Below are 21,370 nucleotides of genomic sequence, written 5' to 3'. Positions count from 1 at the left end.
CCGTTGGATAGCCCGATATCCGCTCTGTAGAATACGCCGGCCCACCGCGGTGGCCAGACGCGTCGAGCGGCAAATGTGCGGCGCCCGCGCCCACAGGAATTCCAGAATGCTCAAGTTCACGATCCGTATTTTCGTGGTCGCCGCCATCGCCTACATTGCCGCCTCGCAATTGGTCAACCGCAGCCTGGGTTATCTGCTCGAATCGATCAGCGCCGATCTGTCGTACGAGGCCGTGCGCGGCCAGATGTACGCGCTGCATAAAGAACTCGATCCGATCGAGCCCGAATCACGCGCCGCCTTCATCCGCGATTCCCTGCGCCCGCACTATGGCCTGGAATTGAAGCTGGTGACACCGGAACGGATCGAAGCGACCGAACAGGAAAAGCAGGATCTGGCCACGCGCGGCTTCATCATGCGCGACGAATACAACACCTATCTCGCTCCCCTGCCCGGCGAACCGCGGCAATGGCTGGAGATGCGCCTGCCCGGCGAACCCACGCTGGAAAAGTGGATCACATGGGGCGCGTGGCTGGCGCTGAGCATGGTGCTGGCGGCCGTGCTGCTGCTCCTGTGGGCGCTGCCGGTGTGGCGCGACCTGGATTCGCTGCGCAACGCCACCCTGCGCATGGGCCAGGGCGACCTGGGCGTACGCGCGCGCCTGTCGCATTTCTCCGGCATCCGCCATGTCGGCGAGAGCTTCAATCAAATGGCCGAGCGCATTTCGGCGCTGGTGGAGAATCAGCGCAGCCTGACCAACGCCGTCTCGCATGAATTGCGCACGCCGCTGGCTCGGCTGTCGTTCGAGGTCGACATGCTGGGCCAGGAGAAATTCCAGGCGCGGCGCGAACAGATCCTGCACGACATGCGCACCGATATCCGCGAGCTCGAAACCATGGTCGACGAACTGCTGGTGTACGCGCGGCTGGAACGTCCCGCCGACGACGTCGTCAAGCAGGAAACCGTGGACGTGCGCGACTGGCTCGGCGAAGCGCTGGCGCAGGTGGCGCACCAGGCCGACGCGCGCGGCGTGCATTGCCACGTGCGCGACGGCCTGCCGGCGCATGTGCAGTTGCATCCGCGCTACATGAGCCGGGCGCTGCTCAACCTGGTCCAGAACGCCGTGCGCTACGCCAGCGCGCGCATCGAAATCTCGCTGACGAGCTGCCCGACGGGCGGCTACGAATTGATCGTCGATGACGACGGCCCGGGCGTCGCGCCTGTCGATCGCGAGCGCATTTTCGAACCCTTCATCCGGCTCGACGAAAGCCGCGACCGCGGCACCGGCGGCGCCGGCCTGGGCCTGGCCATCGTCAAGCGCGTGGCAGCCAGCCACAAAGGCACCATCGAAGTGCGCGAAAGCCCGTTGGGCGGCGCGCGCTTCATATTGCGCTGGATGTCCACGCCCGTCGCGGCGGATTCAGCAGGTAGTTGCTGATGTCGAACGCGCCGTCCTCCGGATCGGTGAACTTCTGCGCTGCGGCGGCGCCGCAGACCAGCCACAATCCCAACACACGCGAGACACTCCGCATAGACGGCTCTCCCGACGACTCGGTCCGGCGACCTGGCCGGACGCCGGACCACGGCGCGTTGGCGCGTTTCAGAACACCAGCGTGGCCGATGCCATGAAGGTGCTGCTGCTATCCAGGCGGTTGGTGCTGCTGAGGGTCGGCACCCAGCGCAACCCGAGCGACAGCGAGCGCTTGTCGGCCAGCTTGCGGTCATAGGTGAGGACCGGACCTAGCGCCCAGTCGCGGCCCCGGAAGCCATTCAGCCGGTCGGCGGTGGGACCGCTGTCGCTGCCGAGCTGCTGTTGCGTGCCGGGCAACCGTTTTGGCGTGTAGTAATGAATTAACCAATAGTGCGATCGGTTTTACCGGACGGCGCGATCGAAACAAATCGCAGGGCGCGCGGGGCGCAAATAAGAAACGCAGATAACAAAGCGGGAATGCCCCTTTCGGGGATTCCCGCCCATATTGAAAATACCGCGGCGCGTCGTCAGGCTGGCGCGGCGGCCCTGCGCGCATGGATCTGGTCGATGCGCAGTCCATCGCGGCGCGTGATCTCGAAGCGCCAGTCGCGCCACGCGATCACGTCGCCGGTTTCCGGAATCCGCCCTTCCGCACGCAGCAGCCGGCCCGCCAGCGTCGCGTCGTCGGCGCCCTCGGCCAGCTCCGCCGCCTCCAGCACCCGCGCCGCTTCGGCCAGCGCCAGGCGCCCGTCCAGCAGCCAGGAACCATCCGACAATTGCAGCGCTTCGGGCGGCGCCTCGCTATTTTCCGGCAGCTCGCCGGCCACCGCGGTCAGCACGTCCATCGGCGTCACCAGCCCTTCGCACACGCCGTGCTCGTCGACCACGATCAGCATGTGGTCGCGCGAGGCGCGCAGTTCTTCCAGCACCTTCAGCACCGGCGTGGTTTCCATCACGTAGCGCGGCTCGCGCGCCAGCTCGACCAGGTCGATCGGACCCGGGTTCTGCAGCAGCGGCAGCAGGTCCTTGAAGTGCAGCACGCCCAGCACGTTGGCCGGATCGCCGGCGCACAGCGGCAGGCGCGAGTGGCCCGAGGCGAACTTGCGCACGATCGCGTCGGGCGTGTCGGCCACATCCAGCCAGACCATGTCGCCGCGCGCCACCATGATCGCGCGCACATCATGCGCGCCAATGGCCAGCACCCGTTCGATCATGGAGCTTTCCTCCGGCGCGAACGCCGGTTCCTCGCCGACGCTGTCCACCAGCGCCACCACATCGTCGGCCGGTTGCGGCGCCTGGCCGCCGCGGCCGGCGCGCAACAGCCGCAGCACGGCCTGCGCGGTGCGCTGGCGGCGGCCCAGGGCATGCGCGCCCTTGGCCCGGTTGCGGCGCGCAAGCTGGTTGCACAGCTCGATCAGGATCGAGAAGCCGATCGCGGCGTACAGGTAGCCCTTCGGCACGTGGAAGCCCAGGCCTTCGGCCACCAGGCTGAAGCCGATCATCAACAGCAGGCCCAGGCACAGGATCACCACGGTGGGGTGACGCGCCACGAAGCCCATCAGCGGGCGGCTGGCCAGCATCATCACGGCCATGGCCACCACCACCGCGATCATCATGATGCTCAGGTCCTGCACCATGCCGACCGCCGTGATCACCGAGTCCAGCGAGAACACCGCGTCCAGCACCACGATCTGCAGGATCACCTGCCAGAACACCGCATGCTGCACCTTCTGGCCGCTGTCATGGCCGCTGCCGCCCTCGACGCGCTCGTGCAGCTCCATCGTGCCCTTGAAAAGCAGGAACAGGCCGCCCAGGATCAGGATCAGGTCGCGCCCCGAGATCTCGGCGCCCAGCACGGTGAACAGCGGCGCGGTCAGGGTCACCACCCAGGCGATGCTGGCCAACAGGCCCAGACGCATCAGCATGGCCAGCGTCAGGCCGATCATGCGGGCGCGGTTGCGCTGCGCCGGCGGCAGCTTGTCGGCCAGGATGGCAATGAACACCAGGTTATCGATACCCAGCACGATTTCAAGAATGACCAGCGTCGCCAGGCCAAGCCAGGCGGTCGGGTCGGACATCCAGTCAAAGATCATCAACGTTCCACAAGAAGACTCAGAAGCGGGCGAGCGCGCGGGTCCGGCAACGCCGGGGCCATGGCGAGGGGCGAACTCGGAGAGAATGGAGCTGGGCCGCGCGTGCGCAAGGCGCGGACGGTGTCGGACAGGCCGGCGGCGCGCGGCCGCCTATGCGGGGCGTGGGCGCTGCGGCGAGATCGCGCGGAGCCGGCCGTGCGGGGCCCGACGCCGGAAGTCGGCAGGGAGGGGAAACCGGGCGCCGCCACGTGAGCGGCGCCATACTAGGAGGCGGGTCGTCGGTCATAGATGGCGAAACCGTCCTCGCTTGCCGGGCAAGCGCAGGCCGCGTGTTCCGCCGTGCTCTCATTCTTTCAGGAACCTGAATATTAGCTGAAATGTAAGCGAGAGAAAAATCCGGGACGCCCCGCATCGGAAGGGTGTCGCCGTCATCGAATCAGTGACAAACTCGATGCTCATACATATAAGCTGTCGCGGGATCCCTTTCACTCGGGAGCCGAACGCTCCGAAGGTTGTCGCCTCGCGGACCGCGCGCCGGGGGCCAGCCTCGCCGGACGCAGGCTCCGCCGCTGGAGCGATGAATGAAAGACCAACCTGTTTCCGCACGGCGCGGGCTGCTCAAGGCCCTGGCCGTGGGCGTGCCCGGCGCCGTCTGGGCGCCCCATGCCGCCGCCGCGCCCGAGGCCATGCCGGCCCCTGCCGCAGCTCCTCCCAACCGCACGCTCAAGTTCTTCAACGCCCAGGAAGCGCTGGCGATGGACGCCATCGCCGCGCGCCTGATCCCGGCCGACGAGCTCGGCCCCGGCGCCAAGGAAGCCGGCGTGACCCAGTTCGTCGACGGCCAGTTGGCGGGCGCCTGGGGCGCGGGCGAGCAGTTCTACCGCCAGGGCCCGTTCGAGGCCGGCACGCCCGAGCAGGGCTACCAGTTGTCGTTCACGCCCGCCGAGATGTTCCGGCGCGGCCTGGCGGCGCTGGACGCCGCCACCCGCAAACAGGATGGCAAGCCCTACGCCGAACTGGACGCCCAGCGCCAGGACGCCTGGCTGCACGACATGCAGGCCGGCAAGCCGGATTTTTCGCCATTGCCGTCGGCCGTGTTCTTCCAGGCCCTGCTGGACGCCACCATCGAGGGATTCTTCTCCGACCCGCTGTATGGCGGCAATATCGACATGGTGGGCTGGAAGCTGGTCGGCTTTCCCGGCGCCTACGCCTCGTTTTCCAACGACATCGAGCGCCACGGCGTGATCTGGGCCGGCCGGCCCGTATCCATCGCCAATGCGCGCGCCCACGCCATGAAACCGGGAGATGGCCATGGCTAAGACGCTCCCCGCGGTGGATGTGGCGATCGTCGGCGGCGGCTGGACCGGCGCCATCATCGGCAAGGAACTGGCCGCGGCCGGCCAGCGCGTGGTGGTGCTGGAACGCGGCGAGGCGCGCTGGCCCTCGCCCGATTTCCAGGGCCCCTACGTCCACGACGAACTCAAGTACACCCGGCGCCACGAGCTGCACCAGAACGCGGCCACCGAAACCTTCACCTTCCGCAACAACACCGACCAGAAGGCGTTGCCGATGCGCCGCTGGCAGTTCGCCTACCCCGGCACCCACCTGGGCGGCGCCGGCAACCACTGGTCGGGCGCGTACTACCGTTTCGATCCGACCGACTTCCGCCTGCGCAGCCACTACACCGAGCGCTACGGCGCCAAAATCTTCGATCCCGAGCTGACCTGCCAGGACTGGCCGCTGACCTACGACGAACTGGAGCCCTACTTCGACCGCTTCGACTACCTGATCGGCGCCTCCGGCCAGGCTGGCAACATCAAGGGCCAGAAGCAGGAAGGCGGCAACCCGTTCGAGCCGTGGCGCTCGCGGCCCTACCCCAACCCGCCGATGAAGGTGCCGTATGCGCCGGCGCTGTTCGGCGAGGCCGCGCGCAAGCTCGGTTATCACCCCTACGTGCAACCGTCCGCGCTCTGCACCCGGCCCTATGTGAACAGCGAAGGCCTGCACATGAGCGCCTGTGTGTATTGCGGCTTCTGTTCCAACTTCGGCTGCGAGCACTTCGCCAAGGCCTCGCCGCAGGTCTGTATCCTGCCGGTGGCGATGAAGTTGCCGACCTTCGAGATCCGCACCGGCGCGCATGTGCTGCGGGTCGAGCTGACGCCGGACAAGAAGCGCGCGCGCGGGGTGACCTACGTGGACGCGGCCGGCGCCGAGATCTTCCAGCCGGCCGAGATCGTGGTGCTGTGCGCCTTCGGCATCAACAATGTGCGCCTGCTGCTGCTGTCCGGCATCGGCCAGCCCTACGACCCCGTGACCGACAAGGGCGTGGTGGGCCGCAACTACACGCACCAGACGACGTCCGGCGTGAACCTGTTCTTCGACGAGTCCGTGAACATCAATCCGTTCATGGGCGCCGGCGCCGTGGCGGTCACCATGGACGACTTCAGCGCCGACAACTTCGATCACGGCCCGCACGGCTTCGTCGGCGGCGGCTACCTGCAAATCCAGGTGGTCAGCGGCGCGCCGATCGGCTTTCATCCCACGCCAAAGGGCACGCCGGGCTGGGGCGCCGAATGGAAGAAGGCTGTCAAGCGCTACTACAACCACGCCGCCAACATCACCATTACCGGCTCGGCCCAACCGTGGCGCGGCGGCTACCTCAGCCTGGATCCTACCTACAAGGACGCCTGGGGCCTGCCGCTGCTGCGCGTGACCTACGACTTCCCCGACAACGACATCCGCATGTCGGCGTTCCTGACCGAACGCGGCGACGAGATCGGCCGCGCCATGAAAGGCGTGACGCAGACCGAGCCGGGGCCGCGCAAGCGGCCGTTCTCGGCCACCGTGTACCAGTCGACCCACCTGACCGGCGGCGCGGCCATGGGCAGCGATCCCGCCACCAGCGTGGTCAACCGCTACGGCCAGTCCTGGGACGTGCCCAATGTCTTCGTTACGGGCGCGGCGCTGTTTCCCCAGAACTCGGGCTACAACCCCACGGGCACGGTGGGCGCCACTGCCTATTGGATCGTCGAGAAAATCAAGGCGGACTACCTGCGTTCGCCGGGACGGTTGGTGTCATCATGATCGAACATCGCAACGGCATCTTCATCGCGGTGGCGCTGATGGTGGGCGTGCCCGCCGTCACACTGGTCGCCACCCTGCACCAGATGTTCGGCACCGGCGGCGACGGCCCGATCCGCGCCTCCGCGGTGCAGGCCCCGCCCGCGCCGGCTCAACCCGCGGCGCCTGCGGCGTCGGGCGCGCCGCCGGCCTCGGCCACACCGGCCACGGCAGCGCCGGCGTCCTCCGCTGCGCCCGCCCCCTCGGCGGCCTCGCCAGCCGCGCCCGTGCCCGGGCGCAGCGCGCTGGACTTCAGCGCATCGCGTCCGGCCTGGGAGGGCTACCTTCGCGGCGCCGACCCCGAACAGGGCAAGCAGCTCGCCGCCGCGGGCAAGCCGGCGGCAGGCGTGCAGGCCTGTGTCGCCTGCCACGGCCAGGCCGGCATCACGCCCACCGGCGGCATCTTCCCCAACCTCGCCGGCCTGACACCCGAGTACATCGCCAAGCAGTTGGCGGACTTCCGCCAGGGCACGCGCAAGCAGCCGCTGATGAACACCATCGCGCAAGCCCTGAGCGAGCAGGAAATCGGTCAGTTGGCAGCCTATTACGGTAGCCTGGCGGGACCGCCGCTGCACGTGGGCGAAGCCGGCGGCGAGGCGGCGCGCAAGCTCGACCAGGCCGGCGACGGCAGCCGCGCCTTGCCCGCCTGCGCCAATTGCCACGGCCTGCGCGGCATCGGCGAAGGGCCGTTGCTCCCGCGCTTGGCGGGCCAGTCCAAGGAGTACTTCGCGGACCAGATCAACGCCTTTCGCAACGGTTCGCGGCAGAACGACGATGTCGGCGTGATGCGCGCCTTCGCGCAGCGGCTGACCGACAGCGAGATCGAGGCGCTGGGCCAGTACTACGCGGGCACGCGCTGATCCGGCCACGGTCTCGGAGGGCGGCGCCCTGCCCGCGGCGCCGCCCTCCGAGGCCTTGCGTCCGACCTCGCTTTCGCCTGGCCGCCCCGTGGCGCGCGGGATGTGTTCCATTGCATATGAATATTCATCAAGTCTGTTTTTTTACTTGGTGTTTTCCCTAATCCCTTCATATAATTGCCGCACCATCAACCACCCCGAGATCATTGTGGACAACGACGGATGTAGTCGATACACGACTGCTTGCGCCGCTTGACGCAGGATCCGCAGAGTTTTCTGCCGAGTCCTGCGTAAAGCCAGGACACGGCTATTGGCCCGGCAGCCTCGCGCTGCCCCGGCCTCGGCCCTCCCGATACCGACTTACCGACGCGATACGCGGGCTTTGTTGCGCCCGCCCCGCGCCCGGCGAGCGGCGCATGCATGTGGACCTTCCACCGTACTCCCGCCCGGAGACGACCATGCGCATCAAGAAACTCCTCCCCTTCCTGGATGGCGCCGCCGCCGTGCGCGGCGCCGACGCGGCCGCGCACACCCCGGCCGCCGCCCCGACCTATCAGTTCACCATCGTCAGCCTCGCCGACACCCTGAACGCGCTGCGCAAGCAGTTGTACTACGAGCTGCAGGCCCTGAACCTGCGGGTCGTGAACGTGCGCATCTCGCGCCAGGAAGCCGGCCAGCTCGCCAGCACCATCGTCACGCTGCAATGCCCGCCCCAACTGCGCGGCCTGCTCAGCGCCATCGCCCTGCGCCTGGGCCAGAGCCCTGACGTGCGCCGCGTGCACTGGGAAAACGAAGGCGGCGCCCGCATCGCCGTGCTGCCGGCCTGAGCCGCGGAAAGGAGACTGTCATGAAAGACCCGTACAAATGCCTCCTCGTCGCCCGGGTGGCAGCCCTGCTGCTGCTCTGGCTGCTGGCTTTCATCCTGACCGCCGCCTCCGTCTGGCAAATGCCCTGAGGCCGAGGCCCGCCGCGACCGCCCCGGCCCGGTGAAGCCGCCGGGACCGGGGCGACCCGCATGCTGAACACGAGAACAACAACATGAAGAACTTCGAGAACATCCAGCTCCTCCCGCTGGCCAACACCCTCATCAGCCTGGCGGTGGCCTTCGTGCTCGGCTCCATCGTCGGCTTCGAACGCCAGTACCGCCAGCGCACCGCCGGCCTGCGCACCAACGCCCTGGTGGCGGTGGGCGCCGCCATCTTCGTCGACATGGCCTTTCGCGTCGGCGGCCCCGACGGCGGCGCGCGCGTGATTTCCTACGTGGTGTCCGGCGTCGGCTTCCTGGGCGCCGGCGCCATCATGCGCGAAGGCGGCAGCATCCGCGGCCTGAACACCGCGGCCACGCTGTGGGGCTCGGCCGCCATCGGCGCCTGCGCCGGCGCCTCGCTGATCCTGGAGGCAATCGCGGCCACCGTGTTCGTGCTCGCCGCCAATACGCTGCTGCGGCCGCTGGTCTCGTACGTAAACCGCCAGCCCGTCGACGCGCAGACCACCGAAGTCACGACCGTGATCCACGTCATCGCCCACGTCGACCAGCGCCAGGCCGCCATGACCGTGCTGGAAGACGTGCTCGAGGACGAGCAACTGCCCCTGTCCGAACTGAAGATCGACCAGTTCGGCGAGAACGAGGTCGAGATCGAGGCGGCGTTGAGCGAAGCCTCGGTGGACGAACTGGACCTGGACCGCGTCACCGCCCGGATCGCCGCCGCGCCGGGCATCCGCACCGCCTTCTGGGCCGCGCGCACGGTCTAGCGGCGCGGCGCCAAAACACTCTAGAATGGGCGCCGATCATGCGCCGCCCGCTCCCGTCCCTCGCTCGCAACGCCGCCTGCCTCTGGCTGGTGCTGGCGCTGTTCGCGCTCAAGGCTTTGGTGCCGCCGGGATTCATGCCCGCGACCCAGCAGCGCGGCACGCTGATCCAACTGTGCTCGGCCGCCGGCACCATCTGGGTGGCCGGTCCGTCCAGGCACAGCGACGCGCCCGACGAACGCCACGCGGCCCAGGCCGCCGCCTGCCCCGTGGGCGCGATGCTGGCGGCGGTGGCCCTGCCATCGGCGGCCGCGCCGCTGCTCGCCGTCGGCGCGGTCATGATGCATCCGCTGGCGGCGCGCGCGCCTCCCGCGATCCACGAAGGATCCCCGCCCGGCCCGCCGCTCGGCGCCCGCGCCCCGCCCCTGCCCCCGGTACCCCGCTGATCGTTCCGCCGCGCCTTGCGCGGCTTTCTTGGCTTACCGGGAATTCCCATGGTTTCTATTTCCGCCAGGACGCGCCGCGTCCTGCCCTGGCGCGTGGCCGTCTGGACCGCGCTCGCCTTCACGCCCGCGCTGCATGCGCAGGTTGCTTCCACCCTGGCTGCCCCCAAGGCGCCCGGCGTCGCCACGCTGCCGGCGATCTCGGTCGCGGGCGACACGCCCCTGGCCACCCTGCTGGAACAGGCCAGCACCGGCACCCTGCTGGGCCTGCGGCCGTTTGATACTCCCGCCAGCATCGACGTTATCAGCAACGAGCAGTTGCGCGCGCGCGGCGCGGTCAACGTCACCGACGCCATCACCCAGGCAGCCGGCATCAGCGCCATGCGCCATCCTGGCAATGGCGGCTCGTCGCTGTCATCGCGCGGCTTCACCGATTCGAACTCGGTGGCCCAGTTGTTCGACGGCGTGCGCCAGTTCGGCGGCGTCGGCCAGACGTTCCTCTATGATCCCTGGGCGGTCGAGCGCATCGAAGTCCTGCGCGGCCCGGCGTCGGTGCTGTACGGCGAAGGCGCCATCGGCGGCGTGGTCAACGTCATCCCGAAAAAACCCACCCGCGGCCCGATCGAGAACGAGATCCAGACCACCATCGGCACCCACGACACCCAGAGGCTGGGCTTCGGCAGCGGCGGCGCACTGGATGACAAGTGGTCATACCGGCTCGACATCAGCGGCAACCACAGCGACTCGGGCATCAGCCTGGGCGACGCGCGCGACCTCGCGGTCACCGCGGCGTTGCGGCTGGACGTGTCGCCGGAGCTGAACGTCACGCTGACCCAGGCCTATGCCTGGCAGGAGCCAACGCGCTACTTCGGCACGCCGCTGATCGCCGGCAAGATCGACTACGACCTGCGGCGCCAGAACTACAACGTGGCCGACAGCAAGATCATCTACCGCGACAGCCGCACCGACCTGAAGGCGGAGTGGTCGCCGAACCCGGCCACGCTGGTGCGCAGCCGCGTCTACTACATCGGCAGCGACCGCGACTACCGCGACGCCGAAAACTACACCTGGCAGCCGGCCAGCGGCCTGATCCAGCGCAGCGCCTACACCGACATCCGCCACGACCAGCAACAGGTCGGCAATGTCACCGATGCGTCCTTCGACGGCCACCTGTTCGGCCTGGCCAACAAGGTGGCGCTGGGCTTCGAGCTGAACCACGCCACGTTCAAGCACACCAACAATTCGCCGTATTCCGGCACCTCGCTGGTGGACCCGTACGACGTCGATCACGGCCGCTTCATCAACGTCGCCGGCACTTCGCCGCGCTATCGCAACAGCGCCGACCAGTACGCGCTGTTCGCGGAGAACCGCCTCATGCTGACCTCCCGCTGGTCGGTGCTGGCGGGCGTGCGCTATGACCACATCGACCTGAAACGACGTGACCTGGTGGCCGACCAGACCGCGTTCAACACCACCTTCAACAATGTCGGCTGGCGCATCGGGACCGTCTACGACCTGCTGCCCACGCTGTCCGTCTACGGCCAGTACGCCGAGGCCGCCGACCCGATCGGCAGCCTGCTGCTGCTGTCGCCGGCCAACAAGGACTTCAAGCTGTCCAAGGGCCGCCAGATCGAAGTCGGCGTGAAGCAGACCTTCTGGGACGAAAAGGGCCAATGGACGCTGGCGGCGTACCACATCCGCAAGGACAATCTGGTGACGCGCGATCCCAACGATCCGACACTGCGCATCCAGGTCGGCGAGCAGTCGTCGCGCGGCCTGGAGGCGACGCTGGGCGTGGAATTGACGCCGGCCTGGCGCGTGGACCTGAACGCGGCCGTGCTGCGGGCGCGCTACGACGACTTCAGCGAATCGGCCAACGGCGTGGCGGTATCGCGCGCCGGCAACGTTCCCACCGACGTGCCGGAACGCGTGGCCAATGCCTGGGTCAGCTGGAAATTCGCGCCGCAATGGACCGCCAGCGCCGGCCTGCGCTATGTCGGCCGCCGCTTCGCGGATGCCGCCAACCGGCTCGAAATGGCGGGCTACACCACCACCAACCTGGCCCTGCAATGGGAGCCGCGGCGTGACCTGACGCTGGCATTGCGCGCGTTCAACGTGTTCGACCGCCAGTACGCCGAGACCGCCTACTACAACCAGACGCAATGGCTGCTAGGCGAAGGCAGGCGCGTCGAGCTGAGCGCCAACTACCGCTTCTGACTCACTGGGTGAGCAGGTCGGAGATCGCGTCGCCCAGGTCTTTCACGGCGCCGGCCACGCCGCCGGCCGCGCCCTCGGCCCCCACGCCGATCGCGCGGCCGAAGCCGCGCGCGATCTGGGCCGCGAAACCCCGCGAGGCCGAGAACTTCGGATTGTCGAGGCTGCCGGCCAGCTTGAACTCCATGCGCAGCGTGCCCTTGCGGTCTTCCAGCGCGGCCAGCACCGCCTTGCGCGGCAGCGAAAACAGCGAACCGTCGCCGCTGAACTTCAGATCGTGCAACGCCACCACGCCCGACGCGTTCAACTGCCGCTTGGCGACGGTGGTGCGCATGTCCAGGTCCATCGCGCCGCCGGCCAGCGATCCGGCGCCGTTCTCGGCCAGGTATGGCGCGGCATAGCGGATGTCCATGTTGCGCACCGCGACCGTCATGTCCGCGTCGCTGTCGCCCACCGCCAGCGAACCGCGCGCCTGCACCGTGGCCGCGCCGCTGCGGTTGTCGCGCACCGATCCCTTGAATTCCATCTGGCTCTGCTGGCCATCGGCCGGCAGCACCAGCGGATGCAGGCGCGCCGACACGTTCTCGAACGGAATGCGGTGCGGCGGCTTGGCGATGGCCGAGTCGATGAAGTCCAGCCGGCCGCCATCGAGGACGATATCGTCGACCCGTATCGGGCCCTTGTCGCGCGCCCGGCCGCCGTCGCCATCCGCCTCGCGCAAGGCCGCCTGCAGGGCCGGCGATATCTGCATGTCGCCGTCGGCGCTGCGCAGCACCGCGAAATCGAATCCCTCGATGGTGATCTTGCGGAAAACGGGCTGGCGCCGCAGCAGCGAGCCCCAGTCGGGCTCGGCCACCACGCGCTGCGCGCTGGCGGGCGCGACGCCTTCGGCGCCCGCGATCTTCACGTCCGTCAGCACCACCGCGTCGAACCCCAGCCGCACATCCGCCACCTGCGCACGCGGTCCCAGCAGGCCGGCGACGTGCCGCTCGATGAAGCGCATGCCGATCGAGGCAGCGGCGCCCAGCAGCAACGCCCCGAGCACCAGCGCGACCAGGAGCTTGCGCGCGAACGAACGGCGTGGCGTGGCGGAGGCGTTACCCATGGATGGTCCTGTTGACGATGCGCCGGAACGCGGCGGCTTCCCGGCGGGCCTTCTGGCGGCCCAGCCTGGCACCTTAGCGATCCCCGCGCCGGGGCGCAAGGCATACGGCGGCACCGGTGCGGCGCGATCAAGGGTCCGCCAGGGCGGATGCGACGAAGCCCGCGCCGGGTTTCCTGGCGCGGGCGTCACCGCCACCAGCCCCGCGCCTGCCGGCGCGGGCGGCTGGATCGCGGGCCGGCTAGCGGCCCGTCAACGCATCAGCGCTGCGTCTGCGAGCGCTGCCCGGACTGCCCCGGCTGCTGCCCCGGATTGCGGTCCTTGTCCATCTGCTGGCCGCCCTGGCCGGGTTGTTGCTGACCCGGCTGGCTGCGGTCCTTCGGGTTTTCCTGCGATTGCTGCTTTTGCGGCTGCTGTTGCTGACCGGGCTGCTGGCCGGACTGATTGGGGTTTGCCATGACAAATCTCCTCGCAAGCGGAACCATTCCGCGAGGAATTGCCCAGCAACTGCCGTGCCCGCCAAGGCGCGGGGCGCGCGGACCTGAGACGCGTGATACGGCACCGGTAATTTCGGGGCGCGGGAAGTAAAAAAGCGCGGCTATTGCGTGGTGACGTGCGCCGGCAGGCCGCTCTCGGCGTCCTGCGGATCGAAGGCGTCGAGCCAGGCGGAAGCGTAGCTGGCGGGCGCCGCCAGCGGTTCGCCGCGGTCGCGCTGGACGCGCAGCCGCATCATCAGGTCATCCAGCGGCATCGGCCGGCCCAGCGCGTAGCCCTGGCCATAGCGACAGCCCGCGGCCCGCAACGCCGGCACGTCGGCCACGTTCTCGACCCCTTCGGCCACCACCCGCCAGCCCATCCGGGTGGCCAGTTCGGCCGCGGTGCGCAGCACCTCGAAGGCAACCGCGCTGCGGCGCATGCGCGTCACGAAGTACTGGTCGATCTTGACCTCGGACAAGGGAATCGCCGACAGCAGTTTCAACGAGGCGTGGCCGGTGCCGAAATCGTCCAGGCTGACCTCGCAGCCGGCCTGTTCCAGCCGTTCCAGCGTGGCGCGCAGGGCTTCCAGTTCCCTGATCGGCTGGTCTTCGGTCAGTTCGACGCGCAGCAGCGACGCCGGCAGCTCGGCCACATGGATGCGGTCGAGCAGGAAATCGACCGCGCGTTCGTCGGACAGGGTCGAGGCAGGGGCATTGATGGCAATGGGAATCGCCATGCCGATGCGCCGCATGTTCTGCAGCATGTCGATCACGCGCTGCGCCACGCGCTCGAACAGGATCCGGTCCAGTCCCAGCCGGTTGACGGCGGGAATGAACTCAGCGGGCATGACCACGCCCAGTTGCGGATGCTGCCAGCGCGCCAGCGCCTCGGCCGATACGATGCGGCCCGTCAACAGGTCGACCTGCGGTTGCAACAGCACCCGCAGCCCTTCCTTGCCGGTAATCATGGCGGCGACTTCGTCGTCGCTCACCACCGAGCTTGTGGAAGCCTCGTGAGTTGGCGTCATGTTCGCTCCTTAAGCCCCCCGGAGTACGGCCTGCGCTGTCCGGGCGCAGAGCGGGGCACGTTGGACATGAGTATTCACAGTCGGCCTGCAGAAATATGTCGCTGCCTTGCTTCTTACTGCCTTGTGTACTTACCCAGCGTAGTCGATCGCCAATGTTTTTTTATGCGATTTTGCGCATTTACTCCAGGGTATTTTGCACGCTTGCGGCGCCAAAGTCACACATATGTAACCAGTAGTATTCGGGTCATTCAGATTCATGAACACCGCATTTTTCGGACGCTCCTATTAATCGGTGTTGTTTGTCCTTGTCGACATGGTAGCGTTGCGGCTTTCCCGCCGTTCCGGCCTTTATTTCCACCCCGTTTTCGCTTGACTACCCTGCTCTCCCGCTGGCGCGTTTCATTGCGCCACGTCCTCTGGCTGGACGCCCTGCAAGCCGCCGCCATCAGCGCCGCCCCCGTCATCCTGGCCGTGCTGGCGCACGAGCCGCGCCTGGGCTGGACCGCCATCGCCGCCTTCTGGGCCTGCTTCGGCGATCCTGGCGGCCCGCTGCGCCAACGCGCCGCGTCGATGCTGGCGCTGGGCCTGATCGGCGCGCTGTTCTGCTTCCTGGCCAGCGCCAGCGCGCACACCCTGTGGCTGCTGCTGCCGCTCACGTTCGTCTGTTGCACCTTCGGCGGCCTGCTGCGCGTACTGGGCCCCGCGGCGGCCATCGTCGGCACGCTGCTGTCGGCCGGCTTCGTGGTGGCGGCCGAACTGCCGGCGCCGACGCTGGGCGCCAGCCTTTCGTATACGCTGTTCTTCGTCGCAGGCGCCCTCTGGGCCATCCTGATGACGGCGCTGGTGTGGCGCCGCCGTCCCTGGAAGGACGCGACCCACGCGGTGGCGCACTGCTATCGGGGCCTGGCCGACTTTGCCGACGCGCTGGCGCGCATGTATTCGGGCCTGGCGCCCGCCGCCGGGCCGCAGGCGTGGAGCGCCGTCACCCGTCCCCAGCGCAGCGGCGTGCGCGCCGCGATCGAGGCGGCCCGCGTGCGCATCAGCGAGGTGCAGGATGCGCGGCCGTCGCGGCGCGCCCGCGCGCAGCAATTGTTCTATTTGCTCGATAGCGCCGAAGACAGCTTCATCGCCCTGGTGGCCGCGGCCGATCTGCTGGAATCGAATGCCCCGCGCTGGCTCGGCCGCGCGGCCGGCGCCAATCTGTCACACGCCTTCCATCGCTACGCCAGCGTCGCCAACGCCATCGCCAGCACCTCGGACGTCAGCGACCCCAGGCAGGCCGAGTGCCTGCGCGAGCGGCTGGCGCATTTCGGCGCCGGCCTGCACGAGCTGCGCGGCGCCGCCATGGCCTATGCGCCCGACCTGGCAACCATGGTGCCGGTGCTGGACCGCCTGCAGCAGACCGCCCAGGCGATCATGCAGGCCCTGTTCGACCAGGATGGCACGCCCGCCACGCCCGCGCTGGCCGCGCGCGCCGATTCGACGGCGCGGCAGGCCTGGCGCAGCCTGCGGCAAAACCTGCGGTTCGAGTCGGACGCGTTTCGCCACGCCCTGCGCGTGGGCATCGGCGCCACCATCGCGGTGGCGTTGTCCAAGACCTTCGCGGTCAACCACGGCTACTGGATGTCGTTGACGCTGGTGTTCATCCTGCAACCCTACTTCGCCACCACCTGGCAACGCACCGTCGAACGCGTGATCGGCAGCGTCGCCGGCGCTGTCGGCGCCTCGCTGCTGGGCCTGCTGCTGAGCACCCCGCTGTCGGTGGCCCTGGCGGTGCTGCCGATCGCGCTCGGCACGTTCGCGGCCCGCACCATCCACTACGCCTTGTTCACCTTTTTCCTGACGTCGCAGTTCGTGCTGGTCAGCCACATCCAGCAGCCCGACATCTATGAGCCGATGCTGGCTGCGCTGCGCGCCTTCAACAGCGTGCTGGGCGGCGTGCTGGCCCTGCTGGTGGGCTTTCTGGTGTGGCCCGAAAAGGAACCGCGCCAATTGGCCGGCGCCCTGAGCCGCGCGCTGGCACGCCATGCCGACTATGCGCGGGCGCTGACGGCCGACAAGAGCGGCGCGGCCCCCGCGGCCGACATCGTCGGCCTGCGCCGCCAGGCCTGCCTGGCCGCCGACAACGCCGAAGCGGCATTGCAGCGGCTGCAACAGAATCCCGTGCACCGCGACCGCAAGGTGGACACCGCGGTCAACCTGCTGAACGCGATGCGCCGCGTCACCGCCGCCGGCACCGTGCTGGAGATCCAGCCGCCGCTGCCGCCGGACAGCGAAGCCGCGCCGGCCCTGCGCGACTACGGGCTGGCGCTGGCGCACGCGCTGCATCCGCAGGAGCCGGCCCCCGTGGTCGAACTGCGCCAGTTGGCGGTGCCGGCCGCCGTCAACGCGGCCGCGCCAGCGCTGGCCGGGCCGCTCGACCGCATCGCCCAACAGGCGCGGCAGGTGCGCCAATTGCGCGACCGCCTGCAGCAGACCTGACAACCCGCGGCCGCTTGCGGCAACCCCGCGAAACTGCGGGGCGCTTGACGCGCATCAAGGGCCGAATGCCCGGAACGCGCAACGATGGAGACCTACCGCGCTCAAAAGGAGGCCGCCATGTATCGCCGCATTTCCGTCCACCTGGACCACGGATTCGATTGCCCCCGCCGCACCCGGGTGGCGCTGGCCCTGGCCAAACGCCACCAGGCCGAGCTGGTCGGCATCTATGCCAGCTCCGCCCCGCCGCAGTATTACTACGGCGAATCGGTGCTGATGTCGAAAACGCTCAACGTGATGCGCGACCTGCAGGCGCAGAACCGCGGCGCGGTGCAGACCGCCTTCCTGGAAACCGTGGCGGCGGCCGACGTGCCGGCCGCGGTCCGCGCCGGCGCCAGCTCCCCAAGCGCCAGCATGGCGCGGCTGGGCCGCACCAGCGACCTGCTGGTGGTCAGCCAGCAGAACCGCGAAGACGTCGAGGCCGTGCACGAAAATGAATTCGTCGAACAGACTTTGCTGACCGCCGGCCGTCCCGTGCTGGTGGTGCCGTCCAGCGGCGATTTCCCGGTGGTGGGCGAACGCGTGCTCTACTGCTGGGACGGCAGCCGCGAGGCCGCCCGCGCGCTGGCGGACGCGGCGCCGCTACTGCGCCTGGCCTCGCACCTGGTGGTGCTGACCATGGATGAGGGCGCCGCCACCCGCGATGACGAGGCCGTGCCGTTCGAGGATCTGGCCACCTACTGCATCGCCCAGGGCATGCCGGCGCCAGACCACGTCCGCCGCGACGTCAAGGGCGTCGGCGTGGGCAGCACCATCCTGAACGCCGCCGCCGACTACAGCGCCGACCTGATCGTGATGGGCGCCTACGGCCACAGCAAGTTCCGCGAATGGGCGATGGGCGGCGCCACGGCGTCGATCCTCAGGACCATGACCGTGCCGATCATGTTCTCGCACTGACCCTCGCCCGACGCCGTCGGCGCCTCAGCCCTGCTGCGGCACCGGCGTCAGCACCGGCTTGCCGGCGAAATGCGCGGTGGCGTTCTCCAGGAACAGCGCCACCGTCGCCGACACCGCTTCCGGCGAGCGCCCCGCACTGTGAGGGGTCAATACCACGTTGTCCAGCTTCAGCAGCGCCGGCGGCACCACCGGTTCGCCTTCGACCACGTCCAGCCCGGCGCCCGCGATGCGGCGGCCGGCCAAGGCGGCGATCAACGCCTCGGTGTCGACCACGCTGCCGCGCGCGATGTTCACCAGATAGCCCTGCGGTCCCAGCGCCTCGAGCACGGCCGCGTTCACCAGGTGCCGCGTGTCGGCGCCGCCCGGCGTCGCCACCACCAGGAAGTCGCTGGCCTCGGCCAGCGCCAGCGCGCTGTCGTAATAGGTGTAGCCGCTCTCGGGGCGCGGCCGCCGGTTGTAGTAGCCGACCGTCATGCCGAAGCCGTGGGCGCCGCGCTTGGCGATCTCCTGGCCGATGGTGCCCAGGCCCACGATGCCCAGGCGCTTGCCCGAGACCTGCGGCCCCATGAAGCCATTCCAGTGCCCCTGCCGCACCCAGGCGTCGGCCTGCGGCAGGTGACGGGCGGCGCCCAGCAGCAGCGCCATGGCGTGATCGGCCACCGAGGTGGCATTGGCGCCGGGGCCATGCGTCACCCGCACGCCGCGCGCGCGGGCGGCGGCCAGGTCGATGTTCTCGAAGCCGACCCCCAGCGAACAGATCAGCTCGAGCCTGGGCAGGGCCGCCATCTCCTCGGCGTAAAAGCCGGTGGCGCCCCGCGTCAGCACCACGCGGATCTCGTCGGCGTGGTCGCGGATGGCCTGGGCGCGCTGCTCGGACGTGGTGGCAAGAATGCAGCGAAAGCCGCGGTCTTCGATGACCGGCAGGAAATCATGCACGCTTTCAATCAATATCAACAGGGGGATCTTCATGTCGCTACGGCTCGGAGGCGGTGAAACTGCAATGGCGCCAAAAAAGCGCCGCCAGATATTACGCCTCGGTACAATTGCGCGCCACCCGCCGTCGCCGCCATTGAACGCCCCATGAAAGCCAAGCTCCGCAAGTCCCTGCGCTCCGCCGTGTCATTCCTGCACCGCTGGACAGGGCTGATCCTGGGAAGCGTGCTGGTGCTGGCGGGTCTGAGCGGCAGCCTGCTGGCCTTCGACCACGAGCTTGACGGCTGGCTGAACAGCGCCATGCTGCGCAACGCCGCGGGCGTCTGCGCCGCGCCGCTGCCGCCTTCGGCCGCGGCCCGCGCGGTCGAGCAGGCCTGGCCCGGCGCCACGATCGCCGCCGTCACCCTGCCCCAGGCGCCGGCCGACAGTTATCGGGTGCAATTCAAGCACGCGTCCACCGCCGACAACGAAGCCGGCGTGGACGCCTGTTCCGGCCAGTTGCTGGCCAGCCGCGACCGCGATGCGGTCACGCTGGACCGCGCCCACCTGATGCCGCTGCTGTTGCGCTGGCACATGACCCTGCTGCAAGGCAAGACCGGTCGTGAAGTGCTGGGCTGGCTCGCCGTCGTCTGGGTGGCATTGCTGCTGGCCGGCATCTACCTGGCATGGCCGCGGCCCGGTCACTGGCGCCGCTCGGTCACGGTCACGCGGGGCGTCGGCGCCTTCCGCACCAGCTACGAACTGCACCGCGCCGCGGGGCTGGTATCGGCGCTGTTCCTGCTGGTGGTGGCCGGCAGCGGCTTCTTCATGGGCCTGCCGCAACTGGGCCGGCAACTGGTCGCCAGCGTCGCGACCCTGCCCGCCGACGCGCGCGCCGCCACACAGGCGCCGCTGGCCGCGGGCGAATCCGAAATCGGTTGGGATGGCGCCGGCGCCAAGGCGCGCGCCCTGGCGCCGGCGGACGCCACGCTGGTCATGCTGCGCCGCGACCCGGCGCGCGGCGTCTACCAGGCACGGGTGCGCCGTGCCGACGACTGGCAGCCGGTCGGCACGTTGCGTCTGTTCCTGGCGATGCGCGGCGGCGAACTGCTGTCGCGCGCCGACCCGATATCAGGCACGACTGCCCAGCGTTTCCTGGCGGTGATGTTCCCGCTGCATTCCGGCAGTCTCTATGGCCTGCCGACCCGCATCCTGACGGCCGTCCTCGGCCTGCTGCCGCTGCTGTTCTTTGTCACCGGGCTGGTCATCTGGGTCAGCCGCCGCCGATTGCGGCACCGTGGCCGGCAGGCCGCTCAGGCGCGCGCTCGCGCGGCGCAAGAGCACGCCTGAAGCGCCGGCACGCGGCGCGGCAACCCGCCTGAACCACCGCCGCGCGGCGGTGCGGACCGGCTGCGCGTTCGGCCGGGCGGTCCTCGCGATCCGGCCCGGCCCCGCGCTATATGCGCCCTGTCAGCAGCAGCACGATCAGCACCACGAGCACGATGCCCAGCAGGCCGCTGGGGTAATAGCCCCACCCGCGGCTATATGGCCAGGCGGGCACCGCGCCGATCAGCAGCAGGATCAGGATGATCAACAGAATGGTAGACATGATGGCTCCGTTTGTTCTTGGTTGATGCGCAGGCAAGAGGGCAATCAGTGGATCGTCCGACGCGTCTTTGCGGGATGGGACGGCTCGAGCGGCGGCAGGTCCACTTCGGGCTCGTCGGTATCGGGATCGACCGGCAGGTCACCCGGTGGCGACCCCGGCGGGATCGGCTCCGGCTTGGGCGGAACGTGCAAGTGCTGAAGGTAAGGCATGGCTTGCTCCTGTAAAAATGTTGCTTGGCGCGCGGCCGGAATTCCCCGGTTCGCCCCTTGCCCGATGCGCTGACGCTCACTGGCGCGTCAGCGCGAAAACACGCGACAGCTCGCGGTTGAATGCGGGGATGTCGTCCGGCTTGCGGCTGCTGATCCAGCGGCCATCCACTACCACTTCCTGATCGACCCACTCCGCGCCGGCGTTGCGCAGGTCGTCGGCCAACGAGGGCCAACTGGTCAGCTTGCGTCCCTTGACCAGTCCTGCGGAAATCAGCAGCCAGGCGCCATGGCAGATCACCGCCACAGGCTTGCCGGCCTCATGCATGGCGCGCACGAAGGCGCGCGCCTCGGGATGCAGGCGGATCTCGTCGGCGTTGACCACGCCGCCCGGCAGCAGCACGGCGTCGAACCGCTCCGGCTGGGCCTCGGCAAACATCAGGTCGGCCTCGACCGACTCGCCCTTGTCGTGATGGTGCATCCCCTGTACGGGCCCGCGGCGGGCCGACACGACCACCGTGCGCGCGCCCTGCTGCTGCAGCGCGTCGCGCGGCTCGGTCAGTTCCACCTGTTCAAAGCCATCCACCACCAGGATGGCGACGTTGAAATCCTGCAATGTCTTGGTCATTCGAAACTCCCTGTCTGTGGCAAGGACCGG

At 68.9% G+C, this 21,370-nt stretch carries 19 protein-coding genes and 1 pseudogene; 11 read left to right on the top strand and 9 right to left on the bottom strand.

Annotated features, from left to right (window positions below; translation table 11 throughout):
• Window positions 1-106 precede the first annotated feature (106 nt).
• A complete protein-coding gene (locus ACUDCK_RS13530; protein ID WP_175167845.1) occupies window positions 107-1,435 on the top strand; it encodes an ATP-binding protein in 1,329 nt (442 codons plus the stop codon).
• A gap of 162 nt (window positions 1,436-1,597) precedes the next feature.
• Here the strand turns inward: ACUDCK_RS13530 and ACUDCK_RS13525 are convergent.
• A pseudogene (locus tag ACUDCK_RS13525) lies at window positions 1,598-1,819 on the bottom strand (SphA family protein); the annotation flags it as partial.
• A 176-nt stretch (window positions 1,820-1,995) separates the two neighbouring features.
• Window positions 1,996-3,561 (bottom strand): TerC family protein, encoded by a 1,566-nt coding sequence (locus ACUDCK_RS13520; RefSeq protein WP_054502543.1) that lies wholly within the window; start codon window positions 3,559-3,561, stop codon window positions 1,996-1,998.
• 581 nt (window positions 3,562-4,142) lie between these two features.
• Between ACUDCK_RS13520 and ACUDCK_RS13515 the strand changes: the two genes are divergently transcribed.
• From ACUDCK_RS13515 to ACUDCK_RS13485, 7 genes are all read left to right on the top strand, one after another.
• A complete protein-coding gene (locus ACUDCK_RS13515; protein WP_175167846.1) occupies window positions 4,143-4,880 on the top strand; it encodes a gluconate 2-dehydrogenase subunit 3 family protein in 738 nt (245 codons plus the stop codon).
• Entirely contained in the window at window positions 4,873-6,645 is a 1,773-nt protein-coding gene (locus ACUDCK_RS13510) for a GMC family oxidoreductase (protein ID WP_054502862.1), read from the top strand. Before ACUDCK_RS13515 ends, ACUDCK_RS13510 begins: the two co-directional genes overlap by 8 nt.
• A complete protein-coding gene (locus ACUDCK_RS13505; RefSeq protein ID WP_064527647.1) occupies window positions 6,642-7,541 on the top strand; it encodes a c-type cytochrome in 900 nt (299 codons plus the stop codon). Before ACUDCK_RS13510 ends, ACUDCK_RS13505 begins: the two co-directional genes overlap by 4 nt.
• Before the next feature lie 455 nt (window positions 7,542-7,996).
• Window positions 7,997-8,365, top strand: coding sequence for a hypothetical protein (locus tag ACUDCK_RS13500; RefSeq protein ID WP_175167847.1), 369 nt, complete (start codon window positions 7,997-7,999; stop codon window positions 8,363-8,365).
• 211 nt (window positions 8,366-8,576) lie between these two features.
• Window positions 8,577-9,290, top strand: coding sequence for an MgtC/SapB family protein (locus tag ACUDCK_RS13495; RefSeq protein WP_054502547.1), 714 nt, complete (start codon window positions 8,577-8,579; stop codon window positions 9,288-9,290).
• Window positions 9,291-9,328: 38 nt separating this feature from the next.
• The gene (locus ACUDCK_RS13490) at window positions 9,329-9,733 is read left to right on the top strand and encodes a DUF2946 family protein (protein WP_175167848.1); all 405 of its coding nucleotides are present in this window, start codon (window positions 9,329-9,331) and stop codon (window positions 9,731-9,733) included.
• A 48-nt stretch (window positions 9,734-9,781) separates the two neighbouring features.
• Window positions 9,782-11,947, top strand: a complete 2,166-nt coding sequence (locus ACUDCK_RS13485; protein ID WP_175167849.1) for a TonB-dependent receptor — start codon at window positions 9,782-9,784, stop codon at window positions 11,945-11,947.
• A gap of 1 nt (window position 11,948) precedes the next feature.
• On the opposite strand, the gene ACUDCK_RS13480 is transcribed toward ACUDCK_RS13485, so the two are convergent.
• From ACUDCK_RS13480 to ACUDCK_RS13470, 3 genes are all read right to left on the bottom strand, one after another.
• Complete coding sequence (locus ACUDCK_RS13480; protein WP_175142350.1) at window positions 11,949-13,049, bottom strand: DUF748 domain-containing protein; 1,101 nt, start codon at window positions 13,047-13,049, stop codon at window positions 11,949-11,951.
• 257 nt (window positions 13,050-13,306) lie between these two features.
• Complete coding sequence (locus tag ACUDCK_RS13475; protein ID WP_054502550.1) at window positions 13,307-13,504, bottom strand: hypothetical protein; 198 nt, start codon at window positions 13,502-13,504, stop codon at window positions 13,307-13,309.
• Window positions 13,505-13,644: 140 nt separating this feature from the next.
• The gene (locus ACUDCK_RS13470; RefSeq protein ID WP_054502551.1) at window positions 13,645-14,550 is read right to left on the bottom strand and encodes an EAL domain-containing protein; all 906 of its coding nucleotides are present in this window, start codon (window positions 14,548-14,550) and stop codon (window positions 13,645-13,647) included.
• A gap of 402 nt (window positions 14,551-14,952) precedes the next feature.
• Here ACUDCK_RS13470 and ACUDCK_RS13465 point away from each other — a divergent pair, with 402 nt between their 5' ends.
• Window positions 14,953-17,031 (top strand): FUSC family protein, encoded by a 2,079-nt coding sequence (locus ACUDCK_RS13465; protein ID WP_244976931.1) that lies wholly within the window; start codon window positions 14,953-14,955, stop codon window positions 17,029-17,031.
• Window positions 17,032-17,148: 117 nt separating this feature from the next.
• The gene (locus ACUDCK_RS13460) at window positions 17,149-17,985 is read left to right on the top strand and encodes a universal stress protein (protein ID WP_054502864.1); all 837 of its coding nucleotides are present in this window, start codon (window positions 17,149-17,151) and stop codon (window positions 17,983-17,985) included.
• A gap of 24 nt (window positions 17,986-18,009) precedes the next feature.
• Here ACUDCK_RS13460 and ACUDCK_RS13455 read toward each other — a convergent pair whose 3' ends face one another.
• The gene (locus tag ACUDCK_RS13455) at window positions 18,010-18,954 is read right to left on the bottom strand and encodes a 2-hydroxyacid dehydrogenase (RefSeq protein ID WP_116793463.1); all 945 of its coding nucleotides are present in this window, start codon (window positions 18,952-18,954) and stop codon (window positions 18,010-18,012) included.
• A gap of 111 nt (window positions 18,955-19,065) precedes the next feature.
• Here ACUDCK_RS13455 and ACUDCK_RS13450 point away from each other — a divergent pair, with 111 nt between their 5' ends.
• Window positions 19,066-20,247: a PepSY-associated TM helix domain-containing protein gene (locus tag ACUDCK_RS13450; protein WP_175167851.1), complete on the top strand. Its 1,182-nt coding sequence runs from the start codon at window positions 19,066-19,068 to the stop codon at window positions 20,245-20,247.
• A 106-nt stretch (window positions 20,248-20,353) separates the two neighbouring features.
• Here ACUDCK_RS13450 and ACUDCK_RS13445 read toward each other — a convergent pair whose 3' ends face one another.
• From ACUDCK_RS13445 to ACUDCK_RS13435, 3 genes are all read right to left on the bottom strand, one after another.
• On the bottom strand, window positions 20,354-20,506 hold the full coding sequence (locus ACUDCK_RS13445; protein ID WP_064527605.1) for a DUF3309 family protein: 153 nt from the start codon (window positions 20,504-20,506) through the stop codon (window positions 20,354-20,356).
• 44 nt (window positions 20,507-20,550) lie between these two features.
• Complete coding sequence (locus tag ACUDCK_RS13440) at window positions 20,551-20,715, bottom strand: hypothetical protein (RefSeq protein ID WP_162876752.1); 165 nt, start codon at window positions 20,713-20,715, stop codon at window positions 20,551-20,553.
• 76 nt (window positions 20,716-20,791) lie between these two features.
• Window positions 20,792-21,340 (bottom strand): type 1 glutamine amidotransferase domain-containing protein, encoded by a 549-nt coding sequence (locus ACUDCK_RS13435; RefSeq protein WP_116793461.1) that lies wholly within the window; start codon window positions 21,338-21,340, stop codon window positions 20,792-20,794.
• Window positions 21,341-21,370: the final 30 nt, after the last annotated feature.

Source organism: Achromobacter sp. CF-sbj1-Ac2-l, assembly GCF_052698165.1.
Note: the sequence above shows the minus strand (reverse complement) of the source record. Positions and strands in the feature narration are given on the sequence as shown.